The organism is Wolbachia endosymbiont (group B) of Villa cingulata (assembly GCF_964028285.1).
Lineage (GTDB): Bacteria > Pseudomonadota > Alphaproteobacteria > Rickettsiales > Anaplasmataceae > Wolbachia.
Map to the genome: position 1 here is coordinate 856,849 of NZ_OZ034766.1, position 24,967 is coordinate 881,815.

Here is a 24,967-nt window from a genome sequence, read left to right on the forward strand (position 1 = left end):
AATAAATTGAAAATATACTAGAATAAGCTATTTTAAGCAACTACTAATACAGTGTTTTTCTAATAATTTTGAACATCTTAAGCCATCTACTTTTGAATAAATTCCATTTGCATTTCTTGTATACTATCCTCTATTTGCTTTATTTGTTCTATTAGCCTTTCCTCTAAGTCAAAATTACCGCCCAGCCTTGCTTTAATTTTTTCTTCTTGTAATACATTTAATTCTTTCCGTAATACTATGTTATTCCAGACAGTTTCTGCCGATCTCTTCTCACTTAATTGACTATTTAGTACGCTAGTTTTTTCAAATATAAACTTTATAACACTAGACTCCTGTAGCAGAATTTCTTTATTAAAGTTGCTCTCATTAGTTACCATATTAATTACGCACTGTTGTAATTTTTTCATCTCATTAGTAAATTCGAAATGAGAAAATTGCTCAAAAAATATAGGACGGTTCAAGATTTCAGGAAATTCTACGGCTATACGCAAAATTATGGCCTGATTTTGCTCTGCTTCAATTAGCTCTGGAGATTTATTGTAAAGATACTCACCTTTTGTTGCTTTGCTATTAAAAATCAGCTTTTTAAAGTTTCTTCTTAATTCACTGACCTTATTGTAAAAATAATCTCTATAATACCTTCTAATACTGCTGTTACCGATAGCATTGACATATTTCATGAACTTGTGCTCAAGAATTGAATATTTTTCCGGAGCAAATTTTTCATAATTTTGCAAATTGCTACCAATTATGTGATGCCATAAATATTCAGAGTGCAGTTCTGTTGAGCGGTTAAAAGCGGATAGTACATCTTCCGTCTTATATTCTAGTTCATTGCATATATCGTATGGGTCCTTGTTGCTTGGTAAAGTCACGAACTTCAATGTGTATCCAGGCTCCAGTATCGGCAGAACAAGTTCTGCAATTCGAATAGCAGCATGACATCCAGGACTATCGCCATCCATACAGATAGAAATTTCTTTAGCAAGTTTCCAAAGATTTTTTATCTGCTCTGCAGAAATTGCGGTACCAAGCGGAGCGATTGTATTGCTAATTCCCGCTTGATGTAGTGCTATTACATCCATATATCCTTCAACAACAAATAGATGCTGTTTTTTGCGTATTTCACTCAAAGCAAAGTTTAATCCATATAAATTTTCTCTTTTCTTAAAGAGCTGACTCTCTGGGCTATTTAAATATTTTGGTTGTTGATCAGAACTCAACGCACGTCCACCAAAGCCAATAACTTTTCCTGCAATGTTCTGTATAGGAAACATGAGTCGATCATAGAAATAATCACGAGAATTTCTATTTATCAACCCAACATTAGCCAAAATTTTGTCTTCAATACCTGAAGAGTTCAAATATTCTCTCAAACCAGAGCTTGGTGCATAACCTATTCTAAATTTATCTATGATTTTGAGTGAAATCTTGCGTTGCTTTAAATAATCTACAACTCCCTGATTTTTTTGTGTAAACCAATTTGCAGCTAAATTCAGTGCTGAAAACAGTTTGTCATTTTCTTTAGCAAAGCTGAGGTTTTTGGGTAACTCAACACCTGCAACAGATGCCAATTTTTCCAACGCTTCCTTAAAACTTAAGCCCTCAGTTTGTGAAATAAATTCAAACGCATCACCATGAGCTGAGCAACCGAAACAGTAATATAAGCCCTTAACATTGCTGACCGAAAAAGATGGAGTTTTTTCGTTATGAAATGGGCAGAGTCCAACAAAACTATCTCCTCTTTTTATTAACCTAACTTTTTTTCCTACTATGTCGGACAACAATAATTTTGACTTTATAATATCTATATGATCCATTTTACCGAATTAGTAGTGGTAGGATAAAAATTATATAGAATTTATGCATATCTGACTCGAAATTTATTCAGAAAGATCAGGAGAGCTTGACAAAAAGCTCAAAATAAATTACCCATATAAATACCCTTAAGTTGCAATTTCTTATATGTCAGATGTGATATCAGTTGCTTCAGACCACGCAGGTTATGAACTAAAATCAGAAATAAAGGCTTACTTGGAAACTTTAGATTATACAGTGATAGACCGTGGCTGCACTGCTGAACAAAAGAGTGTAGACTACCCTGACTATGCTGCTGAAGTTGTAGAAGATATAACAAACAAAAAAGCAAATTATGGAATATTAATTTGCGGTACAGGTTTGGGCATGAGTACTGTGGCAAATCGTTTTGAAGGAATCTACGCTGCTTTATGTAATAGTGTTGAGATCGCAAAATTAGCTCGCGAGCATGGCAACGCGAATATACTTTGTCTTGGTGCAGGGTTTACTGCGAGTGGATTAGCAAAAGACATAGTCAAACAATTCCTCGAAACAGAATTTTCAAAAGAAAGTAGACATAAAGAACGCCTTGATAAACTTAGCAATATTAGCAAGAAAAAAACCACAAAAACTTATAACAAAGATGAAATATCAAAATTCGCTAAAATAGCAGGTGAATGGTGGAATGAGAATGGCAAATTCAAGCCATTGCACATGATGAATCCTGTGAGAGTATCATACATCGTTGAGAAAATAAAAGAATTAAAAAAATGCGATTTAAAAGAACTATCATTGCTCGATGTTGGTTGTGGTGGTGGCATTTTGTCAGAGTCAATGGCGCGTATTGGTATTAGCGTTGCGGGAATAGATGTATGTGAGGAAAACATAAAAGTGGCACAGTCGCATGCGAAGAAAGTAGTGTTAAATATAGAATACACACACACTAGCATTGAAGAGCTAAGCAATGACAAGAAGTATGACGTGGTTTTGTTGATGGAAGTGGTTGAACATGTCGATAATTTAGAGTTTTTCATGAAAAAAGCAATAGAGCTGTTGAAGCCAGAAGGGCTAATTTTTATATCGACGATAAATAGAACTATTAAATCCTTCTGTCTTGCAATAGTCGGCGCAGAGTACATATTAAACTGGCTGCCAAAAGGCACACATAATTGGAATAAATTTCTCAAGCCATCAGAAATTGCAAATCATCTAAGGGAAAACAATGTAACACTACAAGATATGACTGGTATGGAATATAATGTAATAAAGCGTGAATGGAACTTGACCAAAGGTGTGGATGTTAATTATATACTTTGTGGAAACGTTGTAATTTGAAATCTCATTCAAGTACTAGAAGGTAATGCAAATATTTTAGGCAGTTTTACTTTACTTAGCAGCTAATTTATCATATGTATTTCCATAGGATATCGCTATATTAGAATATGTTACAATTACTAACCTTACTTGCTGTTATCACTTCGGTTGTATTTTTTGGTCATCTAGTTCCAATGGAAGTGAAAACCTTCTTGTATTCAATAAGCCTTAGTATAAAAGAGATCTTACTATTTATAATGCCTTTTATTGTTTTTGCATTAATCTTTAGTAGTGTTAACAATCTTAAGCAGTCGGCTATAAAGTTTATATTGTTACTTATTATAACGATTTTCTTGTCGAATCTAGCTTCAAGTTTAATAGCTTATTCTGTTGGGCATTTCATCACACAAAACACTTATTCAATACAAGATATAACATATGAAGAAACAATTGTTCCTTTATGGTCATTTAGGATACCTGCATTGCTTTCTAATTTTTATGCCCTTGCTTGTGGATTTGTGTTAAGCATATTAGTGTCCACAATATTACCAAAAAAAAGTAAAGAGCTCTCGAACAAAATGTTAGATTTAACTCTCTTTATTTTGAAGACATTTTTGACGCCAATTATTCCAATGTTTGTACTTGGTCTTGCTTTAAAAATGGAACATGATCAGGTTTTACCCATAATATTTAAGGATTACTCAATAATTTTTATTATTATATCATCTGCAACCTACCTTTATGTTTTTCTCTTATATGGAGCAGTAAATTCGTTCAAGATCACAAGCTGGATAGCTAGTATAGGTAATATGATACCAGCATTTATTACTGCAATGAGCACAATGTCTAGTAATATAGCTATGCCGCTTACTCTTGAAGGAAGCAAAAAAAATGTAAAGCAGCATGATATAGCATCGTCTGTTGTACCAATAACTGCTAGCTTTCATTTAGTAGGTGATTGCTTTTTTATTATAATACTATCAATGATAATGACTTTTGGTGGTGCATTGTCTGCAACAGACTATGTGACTTTCCTTCTCTACTTTCTGTTATTTAAATTTGCTATTGTTGCAGTTCCAGCGGGAGGGATTATGGTAATGTTGCCTGTTCTTGAGAAGTATCTTAAATTCTCCCCAGAGATGCTTTCATTAATTACAGCATTGTATATAGTGTTTGACCCAATAATAACTTCAGCAAATGTTATGGGTAACGGTGCGTTCACTATGATGTTTACAAAGCTCTATGATAAGCTTAAGTGATGTCCATTCTAGCAATTAATACTGTAGGTGCTGGTAGTTCAATAGCAGTAATTGATTACGATGGTAATTGTTTTGTAGAACGCAATTCTGCAAACAATAGTCATGCAGAATCATTTTTTCAAATACTGAATACTTTGTTTGATAAGCATAATTACAGCTACGATAAAATAGACCATTTAGCAGTGATAGTTGGACCAGGAAGTTTTACTGGAATCAGAGTTGGTATATCAACTGCACAAGGTATAAATCTTGCTACAAATAAGCCGTTATATGGGGTTAGTGCGCTGGAAGCTCAAGCATATGCAATATCGCTACTTTGTACAAATAGCAAAAAAAATATTAAAGCTATAATCGAAGATGATCAAAAGCTTTATACGCAGTTATTTGATTTCAATTTGTTACCGCTATCAAATCCTGCTGTAGTAAGTGAACTCCAGCCTGAAACGCACTGCATTACATATATGGATTGCAGTTTACCAAAGTTGGATGCTAGCCATGCAGGGCTATTAGTCCGTTATAGACTAAAAAATAAACAAAAATTAAATGGAGTTGAGGCTCTATATTTAAATGAGCCTCAGTATATGAAATCGTTGCCTATTGCGTAAACACTATTAATTTGGCCAAGTTTGTACATCTGACTTACTATTTCTTCTGCTACTTCTTTTATACTCATATTTGAATTTTCTACCTCTATAGCATTTTGTGGTACAAATAAATCTTCCTCCCTAAATTTAATACTATTTATATTAGTAACCTTCCTATTTTTTCTTTGCTTTTTTGATATAGTACGCTCTTGTAATATCAATGGATTGCACCTAAGTACTATAGGGAGGGTTTTTGTGCTCATTTTTTTACTAAGTTCTACTACTGAGTTATATATTCTTATGTTGTAATCATTATTTTTAATTAATTCATCAATAAATATATAATTTTTTGAGTCAATAGGATAGGCTTCTATTGCCTGAAACATAACATATGTAGTGTTATATATTCTATCTCGAGCTTCTTTGGAAGTTTGATTATATTCAAGTCCACTTACAATTACTGCATTTATCATACTAGATAATACTATTGCTGTAGAAAGTTTACCACTTCCTGGAAGACCAGTGATATATATGAAAAATTTTGTTAGCTGTCTTTTTATGTCAATGTTTATCATATTATTTTTAATATTAAAACCTATAATTATAATAACATAAAAACAAGGCTTTAAAACATATGAAATATTACATAAAAAGTCGTTTTTATAGTTAAAATACTATGTAATCTAAAAATGTAAACTCTAATCACCTAAGGCAAGTAAAAGTCCTTAGTATTTTAACGTAGGTTCACCTTTTAGTTTGTAATAAACTTTTTTTTACGTATAAATCTTTAGAAAATTTTAGTCAAGAGCTATGTTATTAACAAATAGTGAGTTGAAAAGAGACCTAGTTAACGCCTATCAAATTTTATCTTATCTTAAATTAGATGATCATACGTATACTCATCTCTCTGTACGTTCTGAAGATAAAAAGTCATTTTATGTTTATCCGTTTGGTATACGTTTTTATGAAGTAGATGAAAATTCATTGATGAAAGTATCGTTTGATGGGAATATAATTGAAGGCAAAGAATATCAATATAATAAAACTGGCTATGTAATCCATGGCTTCATTTATCAAGCAAGGAAAGATATTCAAGCAATTTTTCATCTACATACACCTTCTATTGTAGCAGTTTCTTCTCTCAAGGATGGATTACTCCCAATAAGTCAGTGGGCGCTGCACTTTTATAATAAGGTATCTTACCATGATTATAATTCCCTGGCACTTGATGATACAGAAGGAAAAAGATTAATAGCTGATTTGAAAGAAAATTTTGTGATGTTAATGTGCAATCATGGATCTATAACATGTGGTCAGACTATACAAGAAGCAATGTTTTATACGTATCACTTAGAACAAGCTTGTAAAACTCAATGCCTGACGCTAGCAATGAATAGGGCGTTGTCAATTCCAAGTGAAGAAATTTGCTCAAAAGCCGTAAAGGATCTTCTGTCTTTCGAAAGCAATCTTGGTGAGAGAGATTGGCACGCATGGGTTAGGTTGATTAAAGGTAAGTTATAAAAGTTTCTGACTCTTCGATAGATATTAGATTTCTTGCATAACCAGCCAGTCTGAAATCCAATAATGGTTTCACACGCTGTAACTCTTCAATTCATGCAAAAAGTCTAATGTCTCCATCTCTACTTAAGTTAACACCCTTAACTAAGCAGATACAAGTAAATAACTAGTAAGTTTTTTCAATCCTGCTCCACAGCAAATTTTAATGCTATGTGAGTAGTTATAGTGCTGTTAACAATTAAAATGACAAAAACTAAGATGGTGATTAGTAGTGTATAAATATTCAAGGATAAATTTTCAAATTGAGTTAGCAATTTGAAATATACAAAAGTTGGCATTATCATTGGCAAAACAAGAATTTGCGACACTCCTGATGCTAAGTTATTTCGACCAATCATCAATGCATTTCCAGTAGCTGAAATATTAATGATTATCAGCGTATTAAATAATAAAGACACTCCAACTGCTATTGAATGTTCAATATTATTGCCTAGAATTGCAAAGCTGAACATGAAAGAAATCACTGAAATCGGTAACCCAAATAACAACCAGTGAGCGAAGATTTTATAAGCAACTATCAGCCTAGAAGAGAGTGGCTGTACAAAGATTTGCTCTAATATTCCATCATGATAATCAGATGTAAATAAATTATTTGTAGAGATCTGCAAAACAAATGTAGCACATATCCATGTTAATGTTAATATGACTTCTTGTTTACTGTTGTTTTCAAGTGTATATGAAGATAAACTTAACATTATAATAAAAATACATACTATATAAGTAAGATTATTATCATTTATTACTAATTTTTTTACCGAACTAATCATACCAGGATTTTAAATGTTTATTATAAATTATAGTGTTTACTTTGAGGGTAGTATAATTTTTTTTGTTTATAAGTTATATAAGCTTTAATATATTTTATTGATAATGCTATGGAAAAATTAATAAAAATAAAGTTACCGGAAGATTACGTTCCTTCAGAAAATGAAGAATATATGAACGTAAAACAACTGGAATACTTTAGCTTAAAGTTAAAATCGATACTCTCTGAACTGGAGAAACAAGATCTAGAAGATAGTAGTATTTATTCTGATAGTGAAAATGGAGAATTAATTAAGCGCCGAAAAGATAGAAAAGAAAAAATTAAGGAGGCGTTGGAAAAAATAAAATTAGGCATTTATGGTTACTGCAATGGAACGGGAGAAGAAATAGGAGTCGAAAGACTTAAAGCTAATCCGCTTGCTATGTATTGTATTGAAGAACAAGAGAGAATAGAAAAAGAAAAGAACGTGTATAACATTAATGATTAGAACTTGTTCGGGAATTGATAAACTCAAGCATATTTCTCTCCTTAACATAACTCTACTCATAGCCAGATATATGAAATTTTCAGTGAGTAAATCTTATTCTTTCGATAGTCTTCTATTCCTAAAGCAAAAGTCCTTTCTACAACCCACCTTCTTGGCTGTACTTTAAACCCCTCATTGGTAGTAGCTAAGGCGGTGTGTCTTTGTTGACTTAGAACCTACATGAAGGCCTTTTGACAATCTCAATATCCATACCATATTCTTCCTTTATATGATTTTTTAAATTTTCTCCTTGGTATCCCATCACATTTTTTAACTATAGTATATTTTTTTCTTATATTATTTAATGCCACCTTTATCATTTTCATTAGCAGCGCTTACGTAACAATCTAGTATAAAACCCTGAGTATCTGTAATTATATGCCTTTTTCTACCCTTTACTTTCTTAAATAGCCTTTGATTCCCCTTTTTCTGTAGTCTGTACAGATTACTATACAAACACTTGACTGATCATACACAGTTTTCCATAGCGGAAAATCATTTAGTAAATACCGCCATTTACACCTGTACACAATACATAGAAAATTGCTTCTAATATTTCTCTTTTGCTATACTTTGACGACCTTCCTCCTTTCCTGTATGATACTCTGGAGTAGCTTTCTATTCTTGCCCATTCCCTTCGATTTAGCTCTGCTGGATGCTTTTTTCTCATCTTTACCCAGTATTAAAACTTTAGATATTATAGCCTCTTTTACTAATCTCTGGACAAGCTCTAGCTTCGGTAAACTCAGTAGAAGGTTCTTTTGCAAAAAATGCAGCATGTACAGCATTTTTAATAAAAAAACATGCAGCAAGTGCAAATATTGCTGTCGGTACATAGCGCAAAGGAGAAGCTATACTAAAAAAAGTAGCAGAAGCGACGATTAAGCAACAACAAGTCAGTATCGTTTGATCACGTAGATAACGTCTATCAACTCCACTGTATTCAGCCATCAACCCTTTAACTTTATCATTGCTACCATATGGCAGAGTAAGCGTTTTAATCAAATTCATTACACAATTATTAGTGAAATATGGAGCACACTCTATAACTCTGGAGCCATTAACCTTCTGATTAGGATCTGCACCATACTTTAGAAGCAACTCTACATATTTTTCGCGTTTATCGTTGTCACAATTGATTGCTTGATATAATGGACCTCGACCATTTTCATCTAACATATTAGGATTAGTACCATATTTCAAAAGTATTTCCATAGTATGATCATCATCACAAAAAAACGCTTCAAACAAAGGATTTTTACCATTTCTATCTACCATATTAGGGTCAGCACCATATTGTAACAATAACTCTACAATTCTGCTGTCGTTGAGAACCATATAATAGCATAACGAAGCTTCATTATTATTGAGTAGCCTTATGTTAGGGTCAGCACCATTTTCTAAAAGAAGTCTCAAAATACTATAATCTCTTGAATTTTTGGCTTGCATTAAAGCAATAGATAATGGAAAGTAAATACAAATAAGTTCTTCATTGATGTAATCACCAAATCTTCCATCTTTACTGCTTTTGAATTTGGAAAAAAGCTTTTCAAGAAACTTTATATCCTGATTATATAGAGCCCTATATAAGTAAAACCTCAAATCTCCAGGCGAATTAATTTCATTTAAATTTTCGTCAGTTAGATTTTTAACCCCTTCTATATTTTCCTTAGTGAGAAATTCATATGCAGTACCTAGCTTTTTAAATTTCTCCTCATTTTGTTTCTTTACAGCTTCTGAATGTTTATCAGGATGATATTTCAAGGCTAATTTTCTATACGATGATTTAATTTCTTGTTCACTGGGCGCATCGCTTGATTCAAAACCTAATATTTTTAAAGCTTCCTTTCTACTTACAATAAATTCCCCACTGAAATATGTTAAATTAAACGTAACCCAAAATTTCAAAAAGTAAAGCTTTTATGTCAAATTGCATCTATTTCATAACTGTACAAATATTGTAGATCAGGAAACTTCAGTCCTTGATACTGGAATAACATCTCTATACTACTCCGGGCCAATCTAAATATTAAGAAATTTACCATATAAAAAAAAGGCAAAAGAAACCCTATTATCTATTTTTTAAATTTACGTTCTTTATTGTCTCATTTAACGTTCACTAAACAGATACCATTTTTGCATTTAATTTACAGAATGTAGTCTAAGTACAAACTTGTGAAAGGCTTATGTGTAATGCTTCTCCACATAATCACTAATAATTTCCTTAAATTCTTCAAAAATATTATCACCTTGTAAAGTTTTGAAATATTTGCCGTCTTTGTAGACTGCTGAAACAGGTTTTTCTCCATACCCAGGCAGGCTGATCCCCAGATTTGCATGTTTGCTCTCTCCAGGACCATTTACTATGCATCCCATAACAGCAACTTTCATATACTCTACACCAGGATTCTTTTTCTTCCATACCGGCATATGAGTTTTTATGTAGCCATTTACTTCCTTAGTTAATATACGAAAACGATCGCTACTTGTGCGTCCACAACCAGGACATGAACTCACCTGAGGGTTAAAGTAGCGCAAACCTATAGACTGCAGTATTTCCTGACATACTACCACCTCATTAGTGCGTGATTCACCAGGGCGCTGAGTTAAAGAAGCCCGGATAGTGTCTCCAATACCATTTTGCAATAAATAAGTAAGCCCTGCTGTGGTATTTACTACGCCTTTGTTACCCATACCAGCTTCGGTTAAACCCAAATGCAGCGCATAATTGGAAGATTTTGCAAGTGCCGTATAAACTAAAATTAAATCCTGCACTCTACTGACTTTACATGAAATGATTATTTTCTCTGCATTAAGGCCAATCTTCTCAGCTTTTTTTGCACTACCAAGAGCAGACATTACAAGCGTCTTACGTAATATAACATCAGAAGTTTTTGGATTACTAGACAAGGAGTTTTCATCCATTAATTTTTGTGAAAGGTACTTATCAAGACTACCCCAATTTACTCCAATTCTGACAGGAAGATCATGCATTATTGCATACTCTATAATTTTTTCAAATTTTTCATCACGTTTATCACCAAAGCCTATATTACCTGGATTTATCCTAATTTTACCCAGAATTTTAATGTTGTCTGGATAATCCTGAATCAGCCTGTAGAGCTCATATTGTCCACAGCCTACTAATATCTTACCATCAAAGCCTTCTTTATTTATTTCCTCTACTATATAAGGTATTGCTTTTGCTACTTCCTTTGAGTTCAAAGCAATTCGCACCAACTCTGAACCTGCATGCGCTAGTTCTATTACTTCTTTTGCATATTTCTGAGCACTGCTTTTTATGTTGTCAGAATCTATATGTGCACCAAGTGCCATGGATTGAACAACTATAGGATTATTTCCACCTATCTTCACTTGTCCAACTTTTACAGTATGAGTTTTATGCCTGGAAACCGGCGATGACTCATATGCATCATCACTCAATGTCAGGTCTCTATCTAGCATATTATTAATCGTGACACTATTTTACTGTGTCAACTACACTGCCAAATGAACTTGAACCATTTAAACTATGCTGTGATGTTCTATTTAGATCAGTAATAGAATCATGAGAGCACGTTCTTCTTGATGGACTTTCTTTTATAGTAACATTTATAGGGGAAACTTTTTTTTCTCGTGCTGAAGTAACTTTTTTCCCTTTTTGTTGTTCACTTTTATGCTGCTTACTTTCATACTGAGAAACTGGCTCTTGATCTATAAATACAGCACCCTTTAAACGTGCAAGATTAATACCATGCTGATTGATCATAGCATCCTCCCCATCTTCAACTATGCAAGCTCCAACGTTGTTTGGCTCGTTATCAAGGCTAGCAATTTTTTTTTCTTTTAATTTTTTGATTAGATCTTCTTTATTTATAGCTAGATCTTGTAACTTTTTTTTCTTGAGGAGCTCCCTACGCTTCTCATACAGTTTATATGACTCAGCAAAATCCTCGTCTGCATGAAAGTTTGCACCACCAGGGTTACCAGGAGGTATGTACCTCTTACTGAACTTTACCTTAGACTTCGCTTCAACATTATGTACAGTAAAGAAACTAGAAACCAAAAGTATTAATATAAATAAAACTTTAGAAAAGATCTTAAGCATACTATAGTGAATATTGTGCTTTAAAAGATACCAATTAACAAACTTCAAGTAAATCAGAATCTCTACCAACTTTATAATACAAACATCTTTCTAAAAAATTTACTACCAAAACCTACGTAATCTAAAGGAAATTTAAGGTGTTACAAATTTTACGTAACACCCTTTCAAGAAGAGCATTACACTCTTCCTTGCTGTAAGTTATTCTTCAGTTTTTCGGTATCATTCACATTATTAAACTTTCCGCTTGGCATATCTTGAGACAAGTCGTTTTTCTTCTCTTTATCAAGCTTAACTCCCTGATAGATACAGAATGCAACAAAACTAGTTACCGCTATTGCAGCAACAGCACTGACTATGGCACAAGTTAGTATTGCTTGTTCTTGTCCCCCTACCATGTCTGCAAATGTTTCTACTTTTTCTTCTAAGCCTGTAAATTTTTCTTGCAAGCCGCTTAAGTGCTCTTGCATAGCTTGAAACTGCTCAGTACCAATCTTGTCTTCTAATGCACCAAAAACTTTTTCAAACTGCTCAACATCTATCTTTTGAGCTTCTTGCCACTCTTTTAATGCACTAAATACCTCTTCAAACTGTTTAGCATCTATCTTTTGAGCTTCTTGCCATTCTTTTAATGCGCTAAATACTTCTTGAAACTTTTTAGCATCAATATTTTGACTTTCCTGCAATGCTGTTACATCCGATTTATCAAAACCGAATACAAATTTGGTTATACCCATTTTTAACCCCCTAGCTAATTAATATATTACTATTGTACGTTTTTAGTAGTTAATTTAGTATTAAACACTATACAACTGGGATCCAATAAGAAATATCTGGATTCCAGTGGGCTTTGTTGCATCACTCTTCGGATAGTAGGTAACGTGGAATAAATTCATGAAGCTATCTCAAATTTAGCCATGCCTATATCAGTAAATTTGTTAAGCAAATAACACTTGAGTAGCAGTTCTCTCTCACGATTAACCTCAGATTTGTTTCTAAAACTAAACCCAAATGTTTGCTTCAGTCGCGAGAAAAAACTTTCTATATAAGATCTCTTCCCATAATTTATCTCTTTTTTCCACCTCTTCATACCATCTTCATCATATGACTTTATGAGCTTGATTGTAGAATTTCTCTCATCCATATAATCCAACTTTGGATGCTCTACTGCATTATTTTGCGGAGGAATCCTTGTCTTTATGTCAAGCTCATCGCACAGTTTGTATAACTTCTTTCGATTATATGCCCTGTCTGCATATAGTGTGCTTATATTATATTTAACATCAATCCTTGCAATAAGATCACATGCTCCATAGTGGTCAGAATAAACTCCGCCACTGTATTTTGCTGCTATAACTTTTTTGCTACCTATCTCTAGCATTACATGCAGTTTTCTTGTTTGCTCATAGCGGCGATACTTTCTATCTGTACCATTTGCCTTGCTATGACCTGGAATATTATTGTAGATGCTTATTCCAGTACTATCTATGGCAATCTCAATATCTTCTGTATTATTTTTATCATGTCTTCGATCATTAATTTTGATGTTAAGTTTTTTAAGCCTTCTTGAGGCCTGGGAATAGCTAATAACTTGCAAGTTTTTCCTTACTTGCTCAAGGTACCCTGCTATAAATCCCGCTGTTTGTCTCAGACCTATTCTAAATAAACAAGTTATTATGTGAACCAGAATCACGACCTTATCGCTATAAATATAGTTGCCACCAGCCATTTTTGGACCTTTTTCGTACCAATTTTCTATGGCATCATTGACGTAATAAAAAATATTTCCCCTCTCTTGGAGAAATTTGTTATATTCATGGCAGTTACTGACTCTCATTTTTTGTGGCATATTTTTCTTTAGTAGGTTAAATGCTTGTCTTATAGTGAATTTTGTCAGTAACTGCCAGTTCTTTTTATTTGACCTATGCAACAAAGCCATTCCAGCGTCATGCGCTGGAACTTTTGAATTCCAGTTATGCAAGAGATCTATTGATCTTAGAAATAACTTTCCTTGGTGTAAGTTAGCGATTATTCTACCAATATCTCTCTCTTTCCTGAGTAACTCGGAGCACTGACAATACCTTCTTTCTCCATTCTTTCAACAATATTTGCAGCTCTGTTATAGCCTATTCTAAGTTGCCTTTGAATGTAACTAGTTGAAACCTTTTGATCTCTCTGAATGATGGCCACTGCTTGCTTGTATAGATCGTTCTCTTCATCTTCTGTTTCACCTTCTGATTCCGTGAAAGAATTTTCATCTTCTTGAGTGATTTCCTCCATGTAGTTTGGCTCACCTTGCGTTTTTAGATGATCAACTATATTTTGCACCTCATCATCACTTACAAATGGACCGTGAACTCGAATAATCTTACCACCAGAGGCCATATAAAGCATATCACCCATACCGAGCAATTGTTCAGCCCCTTGTTCACCAAGTATTGTACGGCTATCTATCTTAGAAGTAACAGCAAAACTAATTCTCGTTGGAAAGTTTGCTTTTATCACACCTGTTATCACATCTACAGATGGGCGTTGTGTTGCCATTATAATGTGTATTCCTGCAGCACGAGCCATCTGAGCTAAACGTTGAATAGAGCATTCTATATCTTTGCCAGCAACAAGCATTAAATCTGCCATTTCATCTACAATCACCACAATATACGGAAATGTCTCCATTTTAATCGGTATTTTTTCAAACAAAGGTTTACCAGTTGTTGAGTTAAAGCCAATCTGTACAACACGTTCCAATTCTATTCCGCTATTCATCGCTTCTGTAATTTTTTGATTATAGTTTATTACATTCCGCACATTTAAATATGACATCATACGATAGCGATTTTCCATCTCTTTCACGATCCACTTAAGAGCAATAACAGCTTTTTTTGGCTCTGTTACCACTGGTGTTATTAGATGCGGTATTGAATCATATATTGAAAGCTCAAGCATTTTTGGATCGATCATTATCATCTTGCATTCATCAGGACTTAGTCGATAAACAAGCGACAGAATCATCGTGTTAATTGCAACCGACTTACCTGACCCTGTAGTTCCGGCAACAAGCAAGTGGGGCATTTTAGTCAGATCTGCAATAACTGGTTTTCCGCTTATTTCCTTGCCAAGCGCAATTGGAAGATTTAAGTTTGCATTTTGGTATTCTGGCGATTCAAGTAAATCACGCAGCATCACAATCTCTCGCTCCTTGTTTGGCAATTCTATTCCCATGGCATTTTGTCCACGAATTATTGAAATACGTGCAGAAAGTGCACTCATTGAACGTGCAATATCATCTGCAAGACCAATCACTCTTGCAGATTTTGTACCTGCTTGTGGTTCAAGTTTGTATAAAGTCACAACCGGTCCATAACATACACTTATAATTTTTCCTTGCACGCCAAAATCACTCAGCACCTGTTCGAGCAGAGATAAATTCTTATTGCTCTCTAATGCATTCAACTGTTTTCTCTGCATAGATTCTTCTACTTTAGAAAGTAAGTGAATGCTTGGAAACTCAAACTCGCTAGAAGGTGGTTTAAAAATCTCTTCGGTAGCTTTTTTCTGTCTTTCTTTTGGTTGTTGTCTAGTGGTTCTATATTTTCCCTCTATTACTAATGGTGCTATTGAATAATCAGTAGTTTTACGTAACCTGAAAAACAGAACCTTTTTAAAAAGGGAAAATATTTTTTTACATAGGAAAAGCAAAGAATAAACCGTTCTCTTCCAACCAACCAACCCTACAACACCTATTGATGCTACTACTGTGAATATGTAAAACGGGCAGTGGCCAATTAGAGTATTGCCGACTATTCCACTGTGCATATACCTAGCAGTAATGCCAAGCGACAGTTGCGCTAATGTAGCACATATTCCTAAATTGATTAATATTAAATAGAGAATTTTCAGCAGCCTTTTTGATATCAAAAAGTAAACTATGGTTGTAGCTATTGTAATACTAGCGAGTCCAAGAAATTGAACCAATATATCAGCTAAATATGAACCTACCACTCCGCCCAAATTTGTTACTTCCTGATTTGTAGCTGTATTTAAGGATGGATCTTGATAATTATAGCTAAAAACCGATATATATATATACATTAAGAGTAACAGGTATATCGCTGATTTTAGCTGTTTTTTTAACATCTACTTAAAGTAATAAGTAATTGTATATTTTACAAAGTGAATTGCTATTATCAATATCATCACGGATAAATCTAATCCATTGAATGGTTGTATATACCTTCTGATAACCTTTAGTGGAGGATAAGTGAGTCTGTTTAAAGTTTGCATTATATTGCTTACAACTTCATTATATATGTTAACTACATTAAATTTAATCAATAAATCGAGAGCAACTGAGCATATTAGAATGAAGCTGTAGAGATCAAGTAGCAGGTTAAGTAAGCATATGATTGGATGCATATTACTGATTTACACTAAAACCTATTATGTGTAGTGATATGTATAAAATCAAGCCCCACAATAATTTTTATGCTGAAATAGGTGCAAACAATAACTGATTAGTCTGTTTATCAACAGAGATGTCCACTATTTGCTGCCTTGGATTCCCTCTACTGTAAAATTCTTCAACTTCCTGCAGCGCCAATGTTACATCTCGAAGCAAAATTAATGTGTCACAGCTATGTGGAACTTGCTCTCTAAAATATCCACTGGCTGAATAATACCAGATGGCAAGGTTTATCAAATCAAGCACATCATTTAGTTCTAATATTGCGCAATGCCTGTTTTAGAACAAAAACCAACCACTCCAATATTAGCGTCAAAAAATATGTACCTACTATTTTCTCCCTTATATATTAGCATAGCATGCCCATCTTTACTGAGCTTTTCATCTTTATAATAATAACTGTGGCGGCAGCTAAACATTATATAATGCTCTGATTTTGTGTTATCTAATGCATGCTCAAGTTGCTCTTGAGAAATGGAAGCTTGTTTTTTTGTTAGGATCAAAGAAAAATTTTTGTTTATTTAGCAAGATGTTGTCAGAGAAAACAAAATTTTTACTCTTTTTAGCATCATAAAAACATAAAATAGGTAAGCACTCCGATAGAACTAGTATCAAATGTAACTTCCGTTCTTTTTCTTCCTTGCCATTAAGGTAATCTATAATATCTTGCTCGGTTATTTTGTTATTTAGTCTATTAAAAAAGCTTAAAAAGTCTTCTCTACTTTCTAGCTTCATAAAAACAATTAAGTTACTTAATGGGTTACATAATCCGTTTCTAGGATTAAAGCCTAGAATTTTTTTATACCATCCACTCAATGTTGGCATATTCCCTATGGCTGTGGAAATATGTCGATTTAATCCTAATTTGATACCATCTTCTCTCTTAAATTTTTGTGTATACTCTTCATAAGCCAACTTTACCTGAGTATATGATATTATTTCTGTGTAGTGATATTTCCCTTTGCTGTCTTTATAAATTCCTTTTATATTACAAGCAATGCTATTCTCTATATCTTGCGTGATAACAAAGTCTTCAGTTTCAATAGTTTGGTTTAAAAATTCTGCAATATCTCTTTTTGAGAAAGTTCGATCAAAAGTTTTTCCATTATCATTTTTGAAAAAGACTCTGACCTTGTCTTCCTTAAGAAGATGAATTTTTGATATTTGCGATCCACAAATATCGTTGACGTACTCTTTTATATATGTTGACATTACTGCTACCTAATATTTTAGTAATATATTAAGTATGACATAAAATATTAAAATTTTAAAGATTTTTATTAAAATTTAATAAGATATTGTAATCTTTGATTCCACGTGGATAAAAAACTTATTGATAAGTTAACGGAGAGATGTATACAATATAAGTATCTGTTCAGCAGAGTGGCAAAATAAGATAGATAAGAGAATCACAGAAATAGACGGTATCATGCCAGTGCTTGATACCTTTGTGTTTGAGGCAAAATCTGCTATAATATTTAACACACTGCTTTCACAAACGAATGTTCATACAATTCTGTGTCTGAGCACTGAGATGACGCCATTACAAAGGAACCAGCATCAGCTACTTGCATAACAAGAAAGAAAGCACTGGTTTAAATATTTGCACATTAGCCATACACCTGAATGGATATCTATATGACAAGATAAGTGTTCAGAACCATTTTCCTTATTTTAATTACCCATTACTTAATGAGATCACTTCTTTTAATTGATATTATAAAACTACTTATCGTAAAGTTGATCTATAGATATAATACTACCATTTGATGACTTTTCAGCACATTTCTCACTTTCATATTCTTTATCAGAATCAACGCTAAAGACTAAAGTATCTCCTGAAATTTTATCATGAAACTCACTAATAGCAAAAAACGGTACAGTGACTTGTTCTTGTTTTCCACGAAAGCTCAAACTGACGCTAAACTTATCCTCAAGAACTTTTAGACTATAAAATTGGTGCTGTAATATAATAAGCATTTGAGTAGGATACGATTCTTTCAAGTAGTCTGGTATGACAACACCATTAAATCGCGTAAAAAACAGTATCTCTAAGTGAGGAGTAAAAACATTATCTAATATAGTATTCAAAGCCTTTTTGATAACTTGAAATTTAGCATAACTAAGCGACTTCTGATAATCTGTTTTATCCATATAACCCTTACATGTTTGGGGGAACTTCTGTTACCCGGCGTTCCCTAAACCGTGCTTATAGCAATGAAGTTATAGTGCCTAAATTAAGCAGCTAATGCAACATTGTCTTCAGCAGCAAAGTTATCGTTTGCATCTAAATTATGAACTCTTAGCGGTGGTATCTAACCGAGCAAAGCTACCATCTTTACTATGCATGTCGATCCTTATTCGCCCCCGTATTAACAGAAAATATGGTGGAGGCGCCGAGTACTGCCCTCGGGTCCAATACACCTATTACAAGGTAATTTTATTGCCATAGTACAAAAATGCACATCTTTATTATACAGTAGTATTGAATAAATGTCAAGTTGTTGAACGTAAAATCGGTTGTAAGCTAAAAAACTAATATAAAAATTACTTCGCCTATTTATCTAATCTTAGTATAATCAAAGTAGAGGTATTTTTAGAGCTCAAAATCTATCTTCGTCTGCAGACTTTTTTATCAAATAATCAAACTCAGTGAAGAATGTAGCGTATCTTCTTCAGCGCAAATGGGTGCACACATATGCTTAATCTCTGTCGTATGTGCGTTACATTTTTTCTGTTCTTTATTAATAAATATGGGGGATTCTATGCCTAATTCTTAACAAAAAACTACTCAAATGCTTTTGTAGCTATTGAATTTCTGAGTTCAAGAAAGCAAGAGACAGTGTGAGAAATGGCACAAGCCGAAAAAAAGATAAGTTGTGGAACAAAAAATGCAAACAACTGTGGAAAATTACCCACTGGAATCCAGACTTTGATTGTCAAATAAAAAATTCACATCTTAAAAGGATCATATACATTAATTTCCTTAGTTTTCACTTTCTCGTTTAATAATCTCAAGATGGGCTGTAAATCATCGTCGATTGATAAGCACAGTACTTCTCTATCAAGAAAACCGGCTAGGTGATTCCTTTTCTCAAGGATTTCTGTTTCTTCCAATAAGTCACATTTATTTAACACTACAATTTCCTCTTTTTCAACAAGATCGCTATTGTAAAGCTTCAGTTCATTATGCGTACAATTATAAGCTGAAATAATGTCATCGTGAGTTACATCAATTAAATGCAGTAAAATTTTGCACCTTTCTATGTGCTTTAAAAATTTGTGTCCGAGCCCAACTCCAAGATGAGCATCAGCGATTATTCCAGGAATATCTGCTATTACAATTTCGCTATAATCCACTTTTGCTACACCTAAATGTGGTCTTATAGTAGTAAATTCATAATCGCCTACTTTCGTATCAGAATTCGAGCAGCGGGTTAAAAATTTAGATTTACCTACATTTGGCATACCAATAATGCCAACATCAGATAAAACTTTTAGCTTCAATATTATATTTCTTTCTTCGCCGGGCTGACCATGGGTAAAATGTCTTGGTGCCCTATTAGTAGCAGATTTAAAGTTAGTATTTCCAAGCCCACCTTTTCCACCTTTCACTACTTGAAATTCCATGTCAGGTTTATCAAGGTCTACTATTATTTCCTCACTTTCTTCATCGATTATTTGTGTACCAACTGGAACTTTAAGTATAATATCTTTTCCTGCTGTGCCAGATTTATCTCTACTCGTACCACTTTTTCCACTACTCGCTTTAATATGTCTTCGACAACGAAAATTAAGCAAAGTGTTGAGATTTGCATCACTGATGAAAATTATGTCTCCTCCCCTGCCCCCATTACCACCGTTTGGGCCACCAAATTCAACGAATTTTTCTCGACGAAAACTAGAGCAGCCATCGCCACCATCACCTGCTTTTAAATATAATTTAACTTCGTCTATGAAATCCATGCTAACCCGCGATAATATTTAGCATTTTCTCCTAGTGAACTTTCTATTCTCATCAATTCATTATACTTTGCAAGCCTATCAGAACGCGACAGCGAGCCAGTCTTTATTTGCCCACAATTCGACGCAACTGATATGTGGGATATCGTTGTATCTTCTGTTTCACCTGAGCGGTGAGAAATAATAGCCCTGTAGCCATTTAATTTTGCCATTTCAATAGCAGCAAAAGTTTCCGTAAGTGTTCCTATCTGGTTTGGCTTGATTAGTACAGCATTTGCCATTTTCTCCTCTATTCCTTTACTTATTAGTTCACAATTTGTAACAAATAAATCATCTCCAACCAATTGAACTTTATTCCCAAGTTTTATAGTAAGTAATTTCCAACCTTCATAGTCGTCTTCATTCATTGCATCTTCTATAGAAATTATTGGATATTTGCCTACAAGGTCAAAATAATACTGAACCAATTCCTCTGAAGTGAGTTCTCTGTTTTCAAATTTATAAACTCCATCTTCATAAAAAGTAGATGCAGCAACATCAAGACCCAGTGCAAAGTGATTTTTCATCGAATAACCGGCAGATTCAATAGCCTGAATTATCAAATTAAGAGCTTCTTCAGTGCTTCCAATGTTTGGTGCAAAACCACCTTCATCTCCTACGTTTGTGCTATAACCTTTTTTCTTAAGAATGCTGCGCAAGTTATGAAATACCTCTGCAGATATTCTGATTGCTTCACTGAAAGTTTCAGCACCAACCGGAAGAATCATAAATTCTTGAAAATCGAGTTTATTATCCGCATGTACTCCACCATTCATTACGTTAATGAGTGGAACTGGCATCTGCTCTTCCCCTACTCCCAAATACTTATATAACGGCATTTTAAAGCTGTTTGCTGCTGCTTTTGCAACAGCAAGAGACACACCCAAAGTTGCATTTGCTCCAAGTTTAGATTTATTTTTTGTTCCATCTAGTTCAATTAAAACTTTATCAATTGCACTCTGGTTTGCTGCGTCCATGCCAACAATTTCATTTGCTATCACTCCGTTTACGATTTGAACAGCTTTCAGCACTCCCTTACCACAATACCTTTTTTCATCCTGATCTCTCAGCTCCAATGCTTCTAGTTTACCGATTGACGCCCCAGAAGGGACAGCGGCTCTGCCTGTTGCTCCATCACATAGTTCTATTTCTACCTCAATTGTTGGGTAACCCCTGCTATCTAAAATTTCTCTTGCAAATACACTGCTGATCGTCTTCATATTAAACCTCTATTTTTAGCATAAGTACCGCAGTTTCTTTCGCTAGTTTAGCTATATTACTACCAGCACCAATAAATAATACTACATCTCCTGAACTTGTCGAATTACTAATAAAATGTGAAATGAGTAAAGCATCATTCATAATCTTCACATCATTAAACCCATTACTGATCAAGGCTTTTTGTATATCATCAATTCCACAGCCAGGAATAGGCTTATCTTCTGGAGGATGGACAGGAGTGAGAATTACATAATCAAACATCATGAAAATTCGTACGAACTCATCAAAAAAATTACGAATACGAGCAAAACGAAGCGGCTCGATAATTCCTGTTACCTTTCCTTTAGTGGTCAAACGTGCTGCTGCCAGGGTTGCCTGTATTTCATTTGGGTGGTGAGCATAATCCTCAATTAACTTAACACCTTTAATATCGGCAATTAAAGAAAATCTCCTTGCTACTCCTTTAAATTCCAAAAGACCTTTTTTAATCTCTTCATCACTAATTCCAAGTTTCACTGCAACTGATATTGCAGCCAGGGCGTTGCTAACTTTATGCATTCCTATTGCATTTGATAGCACTACATTCTTTATAATTCTGGTACAAGGTTGAATATCTTCTTTTTGTCTTTCGAGAGCGAGTTCTTTTAATCGAAACACCATATGTACATTATCATCATCAATTTCAATACGCTGAACTAACTTTCTAATTATATTAAATTTAGTCTCCCAATCTACCTCTGATAAATCACACTTTTCCTTCGTTATATGCTCTCTTACCATCTTCGCTTCTTTCCATATTACCTCTTCTAGTATATCCGCGCGTATTGGTCTGCTATTACATTCATCAAAACGGTTTCCAGGACAACGATAGTAACTTCTTCCTCCCTTAGCATTACTCATTCCATAATAAATGGATTTACAATACTGACATACAATTAATTCTTGTAATAAGTATTTACTTCCTCTTTGTTGCATTTTTTCTATTTGTAGCTCTTCTTTTTCCATGCTACCTCCCTACAACTTATATCTATTTTGCCTACAGTAAAATACGCACATAATGAGACAAATAAAGGAAAGTGCAAACCAAGTAATTGCATACTCCAAATGCTTAATTGGCTGTATAGTCAATTTTCCACCAAAATTGTCTTGCCACAATATACATTTTTCTAGCTTAATACCTAGATCATTGGAGATTTCTTCTGTACTTAAGGTAAACCACGTATTTGAAGCAATATCATTTTTGATAAACCAATTTTTGCTACCATCACAATATAAAACTCCACTCAAAGCTACTTTTTCAATTTTTGCTTTTTCTTCTTTTTTTTCTCTAACTATTCCTTTATTCACTAACATGTAATGTCCAGTGGTAAGCAATATAGGAGACAGCACATGATAGCCACGTTGACCTGCGAAAACATATAGTTCTATATCACTTAAAATTCCGTCGATTTTAACGTTTCTGTAGTTAAACTTTGAAAGATTATCACTAGGCAGTAGATGAATAACTGGAAGATCCATATTTTTGATAATATTATTCTTCCAGCTCAATCTAAATAACTGCCATAACCCGAGTGAAAAAAGAAGTAAAAAAGGTATAATGAAAATAAATACTGTTTTTCTTAACACTCTATATTTGTGTTCTCAAGTAATTTTCAATACCCATAAGCTCAATAAGGTCAACCTGTCCTTTGATCCAATGTAAGTGCTCTTCCTCATTTTTCAGTAGTCCTTCTAATAACATTACACTAATCACATCCTTTTCTTTTTCAGCAACAGAAATTGCCTCTCTGATGCCCTTTATGCCTTCTTCTTCTAACTTTAAATTATCTTCTAAGATTTTCTGTATTGTATCTTTTGTGAACTTTCCGTCATACTTTGAGATTTGATTTGTATCTTGAAAATTTGGCATGCCCTTAAGCAGTAAAATTCTTTCTGCTAGCCTATTTGCATGCTCAAGTTCTTCATTAAGCTCGTTTTTCATCTTTTCTGCAAGTTTATTAATTCCGCTATCTTTAAGAATCGCAAAATGCAAAAGATACTGGCGTACAGAAGTCAGCTCATTTGTAAGTAATTTATTTAAATGTTCTACTATTTCTTTATTCATAACCTTCCTTTAGCTAATATACCAATCTAATCTACATAACAATCAAGGCCACATCAATTCATTTTTCTCACAACAATTGTACCAAATAGCACATCATGAAATGCCTGTTTCCTCTGAGAGAAGCAAGCAACTAAATACCAACTGAAGGTAAGCATCACTATAATCACTTCTAGTGTACTTAAAGCATTTACTGATGTTTGAAAAAGTTTGATAAAGGTGATAATTGAATTATTTAGCATAGGAAGAAAAAACTGAGAGATAGTGCGATCAAATGCTAAGCTCAAACCTATTTTAGAACTATCTAAAGTGATAGTATATATATTCATTAACTGTTGACCAGGAGTTGCTTGAGCTGTTGAAGATATAAAATATGTAAAGTAGCCACAATTTATACACATGTATGACAGGTGTAAAATTAATGGAAAATCCCCTAATGACAACACAATTAGTAAGGTTGGAATTAATAAAATTGCTACATCTATTAAATATGCGCAAAAGCGCCTGTGTACACTAGCGATCTCTGTCATTACCACCTATCTTTCAAATACTTTACTATGAATTCTGTAAGTTTATTAAAATGTTGAAAATATAACAAATCTTCATAACCGCTTATTGATTGGCCGTATATAATAGGTAAGCAATTGGCATTTTGTGCACATAGAATGTCTGTGATGCTATCACCAACAAAAAACACATTTTCTCTATTTACAGGTAGCGTACTCTCCTCTAGTGCAAATAGCAGTGGAGTTGCAGATGGCTTATCTTCTGCAGTATCACATGAGCCAACTACTCTTTCAAAGTAAGAATCTAGTTTAAAATAGGCAACTTCTTGACGTAAATTAGTATTTTTCTTATTGCTAACTATCGCTAGGTAAATATTGTGGCTTTTCAGTGTCTGCAGCATTTTCTCTACTCCTTCATTCAGAGTAATATTTTGTAACAGTGCATTATCTAGGTATTTTTGATATATCTGGTTCGCTTTTTTCCACTTATCACCAAACAAATTGACCATGTAGCTCTTTCTTGATTCATTAGAGTTTCTATCAGCAACTTTGTTGCTGCACCCCATTGAATCCAAGGTATGCTGAATGGCATTAGAAATATTATCTTGAGTGTCAACTAAGGTATTATCCCAATCAAATACTACTGCTAATGGGCTATTTTTCATTTTTATATTGTTACGTATTTTAAGCTAATAAGTAAATGATATTTTGATGAAAAAAGCATAAATGAGGTGCTCCTTGTGTCT

General features: G+C 33.7%; 26 protein-coding genes, 1 other RNA gene and 1 pseudogene. 5 read left to right on the plus strand and 23 right to left on the minus strand.

The features are described from left to right. Positions 1-86: 86 nt before the first annotated feature. Positions 87-1,820, minus strand: coding sequence for a DNA primase (dnaG, locus tag ABWU52_RS04445; protein ID WP_353276351.1), 1,734 nt, complete (start codon positions 1,818-1,820; stop codon positions 87-89). A 145-nt stretch (positions 1,821-1,965) separates the two neighbouring features. On the opposite strand from dnaG, the gene ubiG reads away from it, so the two are divergent. The 3 genes from ubiG to tsaB all read left to right on the plus strand — a co-directional run bounded on the left by ubiG (position 1,966) and on the right by tsaB (position 4,975). Further along, a complete protein-coding gene (gene ubiG / locus ABWU52_RS04450; protein ID WP_353276353.1) occupies positions 1,966-3,132 on the plus strand; it encodes a bifunctional 2-polyprenyl-6-hydroxyphenol methylase/3-demethylubiquinol 3-O-methyltransferase UbiG in 1,167 nt (388 codons plus the stop codon). Between the two features lie 107 nt (positions 3,133-3,239). Next, the gene (locus ABWU52_RS04455) at positions 3,240-4,370 is read left to right on the plus strand and encodes a cation:dicarboxylate symporter family transporter (RefSeq protein WP_353276355.1); all 1,131 of its coding nucleotides are present in this window, start codon (positions 3,240-3,242) and stop codon (positions 4,368-4,370) included. Next, positions 4,370-4,975 (plus strand): tRNA (adenosine(37)-N6)-threonylcarbamoyltransferase complex dimerization subunit type 1 TsaB, encoded by a 606-nt coding sequence (tsaB, locus tag ABWU52_RS04460; RefSeq protein WP_353277721.1) that lies wholly within the window; start codon positions 4,370-4,372, stop codon positions 4,973-4,975. Before ABWU52_RS04455 ends, tsaB begins: the two co-directional genes overlap by 1 nt. Here tsaB and ABWU52_RS04465 read toward each other — a convergent pair. After that, positions 4,945-5,529, minus strand: coding sequence for an AAA family ATPase (locus ABWU52_RS04465; RefSeq protein WP_353276357.1), 585 nt, complete (start codon positions 5,527-5,529; stop codon positions 4,945-4,947). The two genes, tsaB and ABWU52_RS04465, sit on opposite strands and share 31 nt — an antisense overlap. A gap of 235 nt (positions 5,530-5,764) precedes the next feature. Between ABWU52_RS04465 and ABWU52_RS04470 the strand changes: the two genes are divergently transcribed. Continuing rightward, entirely contained in the window at positions 5,765-6,475 is a 711-nt protein-coding gene (locus tag ABWU52_RS04470) for a class II aldolase/adducin family protein (RefSeq protein ID WP_353276358.1), read from the plus strand. Between the two features lie 176 nt (positions 6,476-6,651). Here ABWU52_RS04470 and ABWU52_RS04475 read toward each other — a convergent pair whose 3' ends face one another. Next, positions 6,652-7,299, minus strand: coding sequence for a heme exporter protein CcmB (locus ABWU52_RS04475; RefSeq protein ID WP_264374763.1), 648 nt, complete (start codon positions 7,297-7,299; stop codon positions 6,652-6,654). A 108-nt stretch (positions 7,300-7,407) separates the two neighbouring features. Between ABWU52_RS04475 and ABWU52_RS04480 the strand changes: the two genes are divergently transcribed. After that, positions 7,408-7,785 (plus strand): TraR/DksA family transcriptional regulator, encoded by a 378-nt coding sequence (locus tag ABWU52_RS04480; protein ID WP_353276361.1) that lies wholly within the window; start codon positions 7,408-7,410, stop codon positions 7,783-7,785. A gap of 33 nt (positions 7,786-7,818) precedes the next feature. Here ABWU52_RS04480 and ABWU52_RS04485 read toward each other — a convergent pair. From ABWU52_RS04485 to ABWU52_RS04580, 20 genes and pseudogenes are all read right to left on the minus strand, one after another. Beyond that, positions 7,819-8,494: pseudogene (locus tag ABWU52_RS04485) on the minus strand (transposase); the annotation flags it as partial. 20 nt (positions 8,495-8,514) lie between these two features. Next, positions 8,515-9,732 carry an ankyrin repeat domain-containing protein gene (locus tag ABWU52_RS04490; RefSeq protein ID WP_410541973.1) on the minus strand — a complete coding sequence of 406 codons (1,218 nt, stop codon included), beginning with the start codon at positions 9,730-9,732 and terminating at the stop codon, positions 8,515-8,517. Positions 9,733-10,008: 276 nt separating this feature from the next. Continuing rightward, complete coding sequence (gene ispG / locus ABWU52_RS04495; RefSeq protein ID WP_353276363.1) at positions 10,009-11,289, minus strand: flavodoxin-dependent (E)-4-hydroxy-3-methylbut-2-enyl-diphosphate synthase; 1,281 nt, start codon at positions 11,287-11,289, stop codon at positions 10,009-10,011. A 16-nt stretch (positions 11,290-11,305) separates the two neighbouring features. After that, complete coding sequence (locus tag ABWU52_RS04500) at positions 11,306-11,932, minus strand: TRP75-related protein (protein WP_353276365.1); 627 nt, start codon at positions 11,930-11,932, stop codon at positions 11,306-11,308. 176 nt (positions 11,933-12,108) lie between these two features. After that, entirely contained in the window at positions 12,109-12,666 is a 558-nt protein-coding gene (locus ABWU52_RS04505; protein ID WP_007302667.1) for a hypothetical protein, read from the minus strand. A 155-nt stretch (positions 12,667-12,821) separates the two neighbouring features. Further along, complete coding sequence (locus tag ABWU52_RS04510; RefSeq protein ID WP_353276367.1) at positions 12,822-13,910, minus strand: IS5 family transposase; 1,089 nt, start codon at positions 13,908-13,910, stop codon at positions 12,822-12,824. 47 nt (positions 13,911-13,957) lie between these two features. Further along, positions 13,958-16,066 (minus strand): FtsK/SpoIIIE family DNA translocase, encoded by a 2,109-nt coding sequence (locus tag ABWU52_RS04515; protein ID WP_353276369.1) that lies wholly within the window; start codon positions 16,064-16,066, stop codon positions 13,958-13,960. Further along, positions 16,067-16,345 (minus strand): YggT family protein, encoded by a 279-nt coding sequence (locus tag ABWU52_RS04520; protein ID WP_353276370.1) that lies wholly within the window; start codon positions 16,343-16,345, stop codon positions 16,067-16,069. It lies immediately after the preceding gene. 67 nt (positions 16,346-16,412) lie between these two features. Then, positions 16,413-16,637 (minus strand): hypothetical protein, encoded by a 225-nt coding sequence (locus ABWU52_RS04525; protein ID WP_353276372.1) that lies wholly within the window; start codon positions 16,635-16,637, stop codon positions 16,413-16,415. 11 nt (positions 16,638-16,648) lie between these two features. Next, the gene (locus ABWU52_RS04530) at positions 16,649-16,810 is read right to left on the minus strand and encodes a hypothetical protein (protein ID WP_353276373.1); all 162 of its coding nucleotides are present in this window, start codon (positions 16,808-16,810) and stop codon (positions 16,649-16,651) included. 37 nt (positions 16,811-16,847) lie between these two features. Next, on the minus strand, positions 16,848-17,603 hold the full coding sequence (locus ABWU52_RS04535; protein ID WP_353276375.1) for a hypothetical protein: 756 nt from the start codon (positions 17,601-17,603) through the stop codon (positions 16,848-16,850). A 513-nt stretch (positions 17,604-18,116) separates the two neighbouring features. Next, entirely contained in the window at positions 18,117-18,545 is a 429-nt protein-coding gene (locus ABWU52_RS04540; protein WP_353276376.1) for a ClpXP protease specificity-enhancing factor SspB, read from the minus strand. Positions 18,546-18,559: 14 nt separating this feature from the next. Next, positions 18,560-18,895: a transfer-messenger RNA gene (ssrA, locus tag ABWU52_RS04545) on the minus strand. 448 nt (positions 18,896-19,343) lie between these two features. Continuing rightward, entirely contained in the window at positions 19,344-20,357 is a 1,014-nt protein-coding gene (cgtA, locus tag ABWU52_RS04550) for an Obg family GTPase CgtA (protein WP_353276378.1), read from the minus strand. Then, positions 20,345-21,613, minus strand: a complete 1,269-nt coding sequence (gene eno, locus ABWU52_RS04555) for a phosphopyruvate hydratase (RefSeq protein ID WP_353276380.1) — start codon at positions 21,611-21,613, stop codon at positions 20,345-20,347. Before eno ends, cgtA begins: the two co-directional genes overlap by 13 nt. Before the next feature lies 1 nt (position 21,614). After that, a complete protein-coding gene (locus ABWU52_RS04560) occupies positions 21,615-22,619 on the minus strand; it encodes a glutamate ligase domain-containing protein (protein ID WP_353276382.1) in 1,005 nt (334 codons plus the stop codon). Positions 22,620-22,628: 9 nt separating this feature from the next. Further along, a complete protein-coding gene (locus ABWU52_RS04565; RefSeq protein WP_353276384.1) occupies positions 22,629-23,240 on the minus strand; it encodes an SURF1 family protein in 612 nt (203 codons plus the stop codon). Position 23,241: 1 nt separating this feature from the next. Further along, positions 23,242-23,718, minus strand: a complete 477-nt coding sequence (gene bfr, locus ABWU52_RS04570) for a bacterioferritin (RefSeq protein WP_353276386.1) — start codon at positions 23,716-23,718, stop codon at positions 23,242-23,244. Positions 23,719-23,771: 53 nt separating this feature from the next. Continuing rightward, on the minus strand, positions 23,772-24,245 hold the full coding sequence (locus ABWU52_RS04575) for an RDD family protein (RefSeq protein ID WP_353276388.1): 474 nt from the start codon (positions 24,243-24,245) through the stop codon (positions 23,772-23,774). Further along, complete coding sequence (locus tag ABWU52_RS04580; RefSeq protein ID WP_353276390.1) at positions 24,245-24,886, minus strand: HAD family hydrolase; 642 nt, start codon at positions 24,884-24,886, stop codon at positions 24,245-24,247. Before ABWU52_RS04580 ends, ABWU52_RS04575 begins: the two co-directional genes overlap by 1 nt. Positions 24,887-24,967 lie beyond the last annotated feature (81 nt).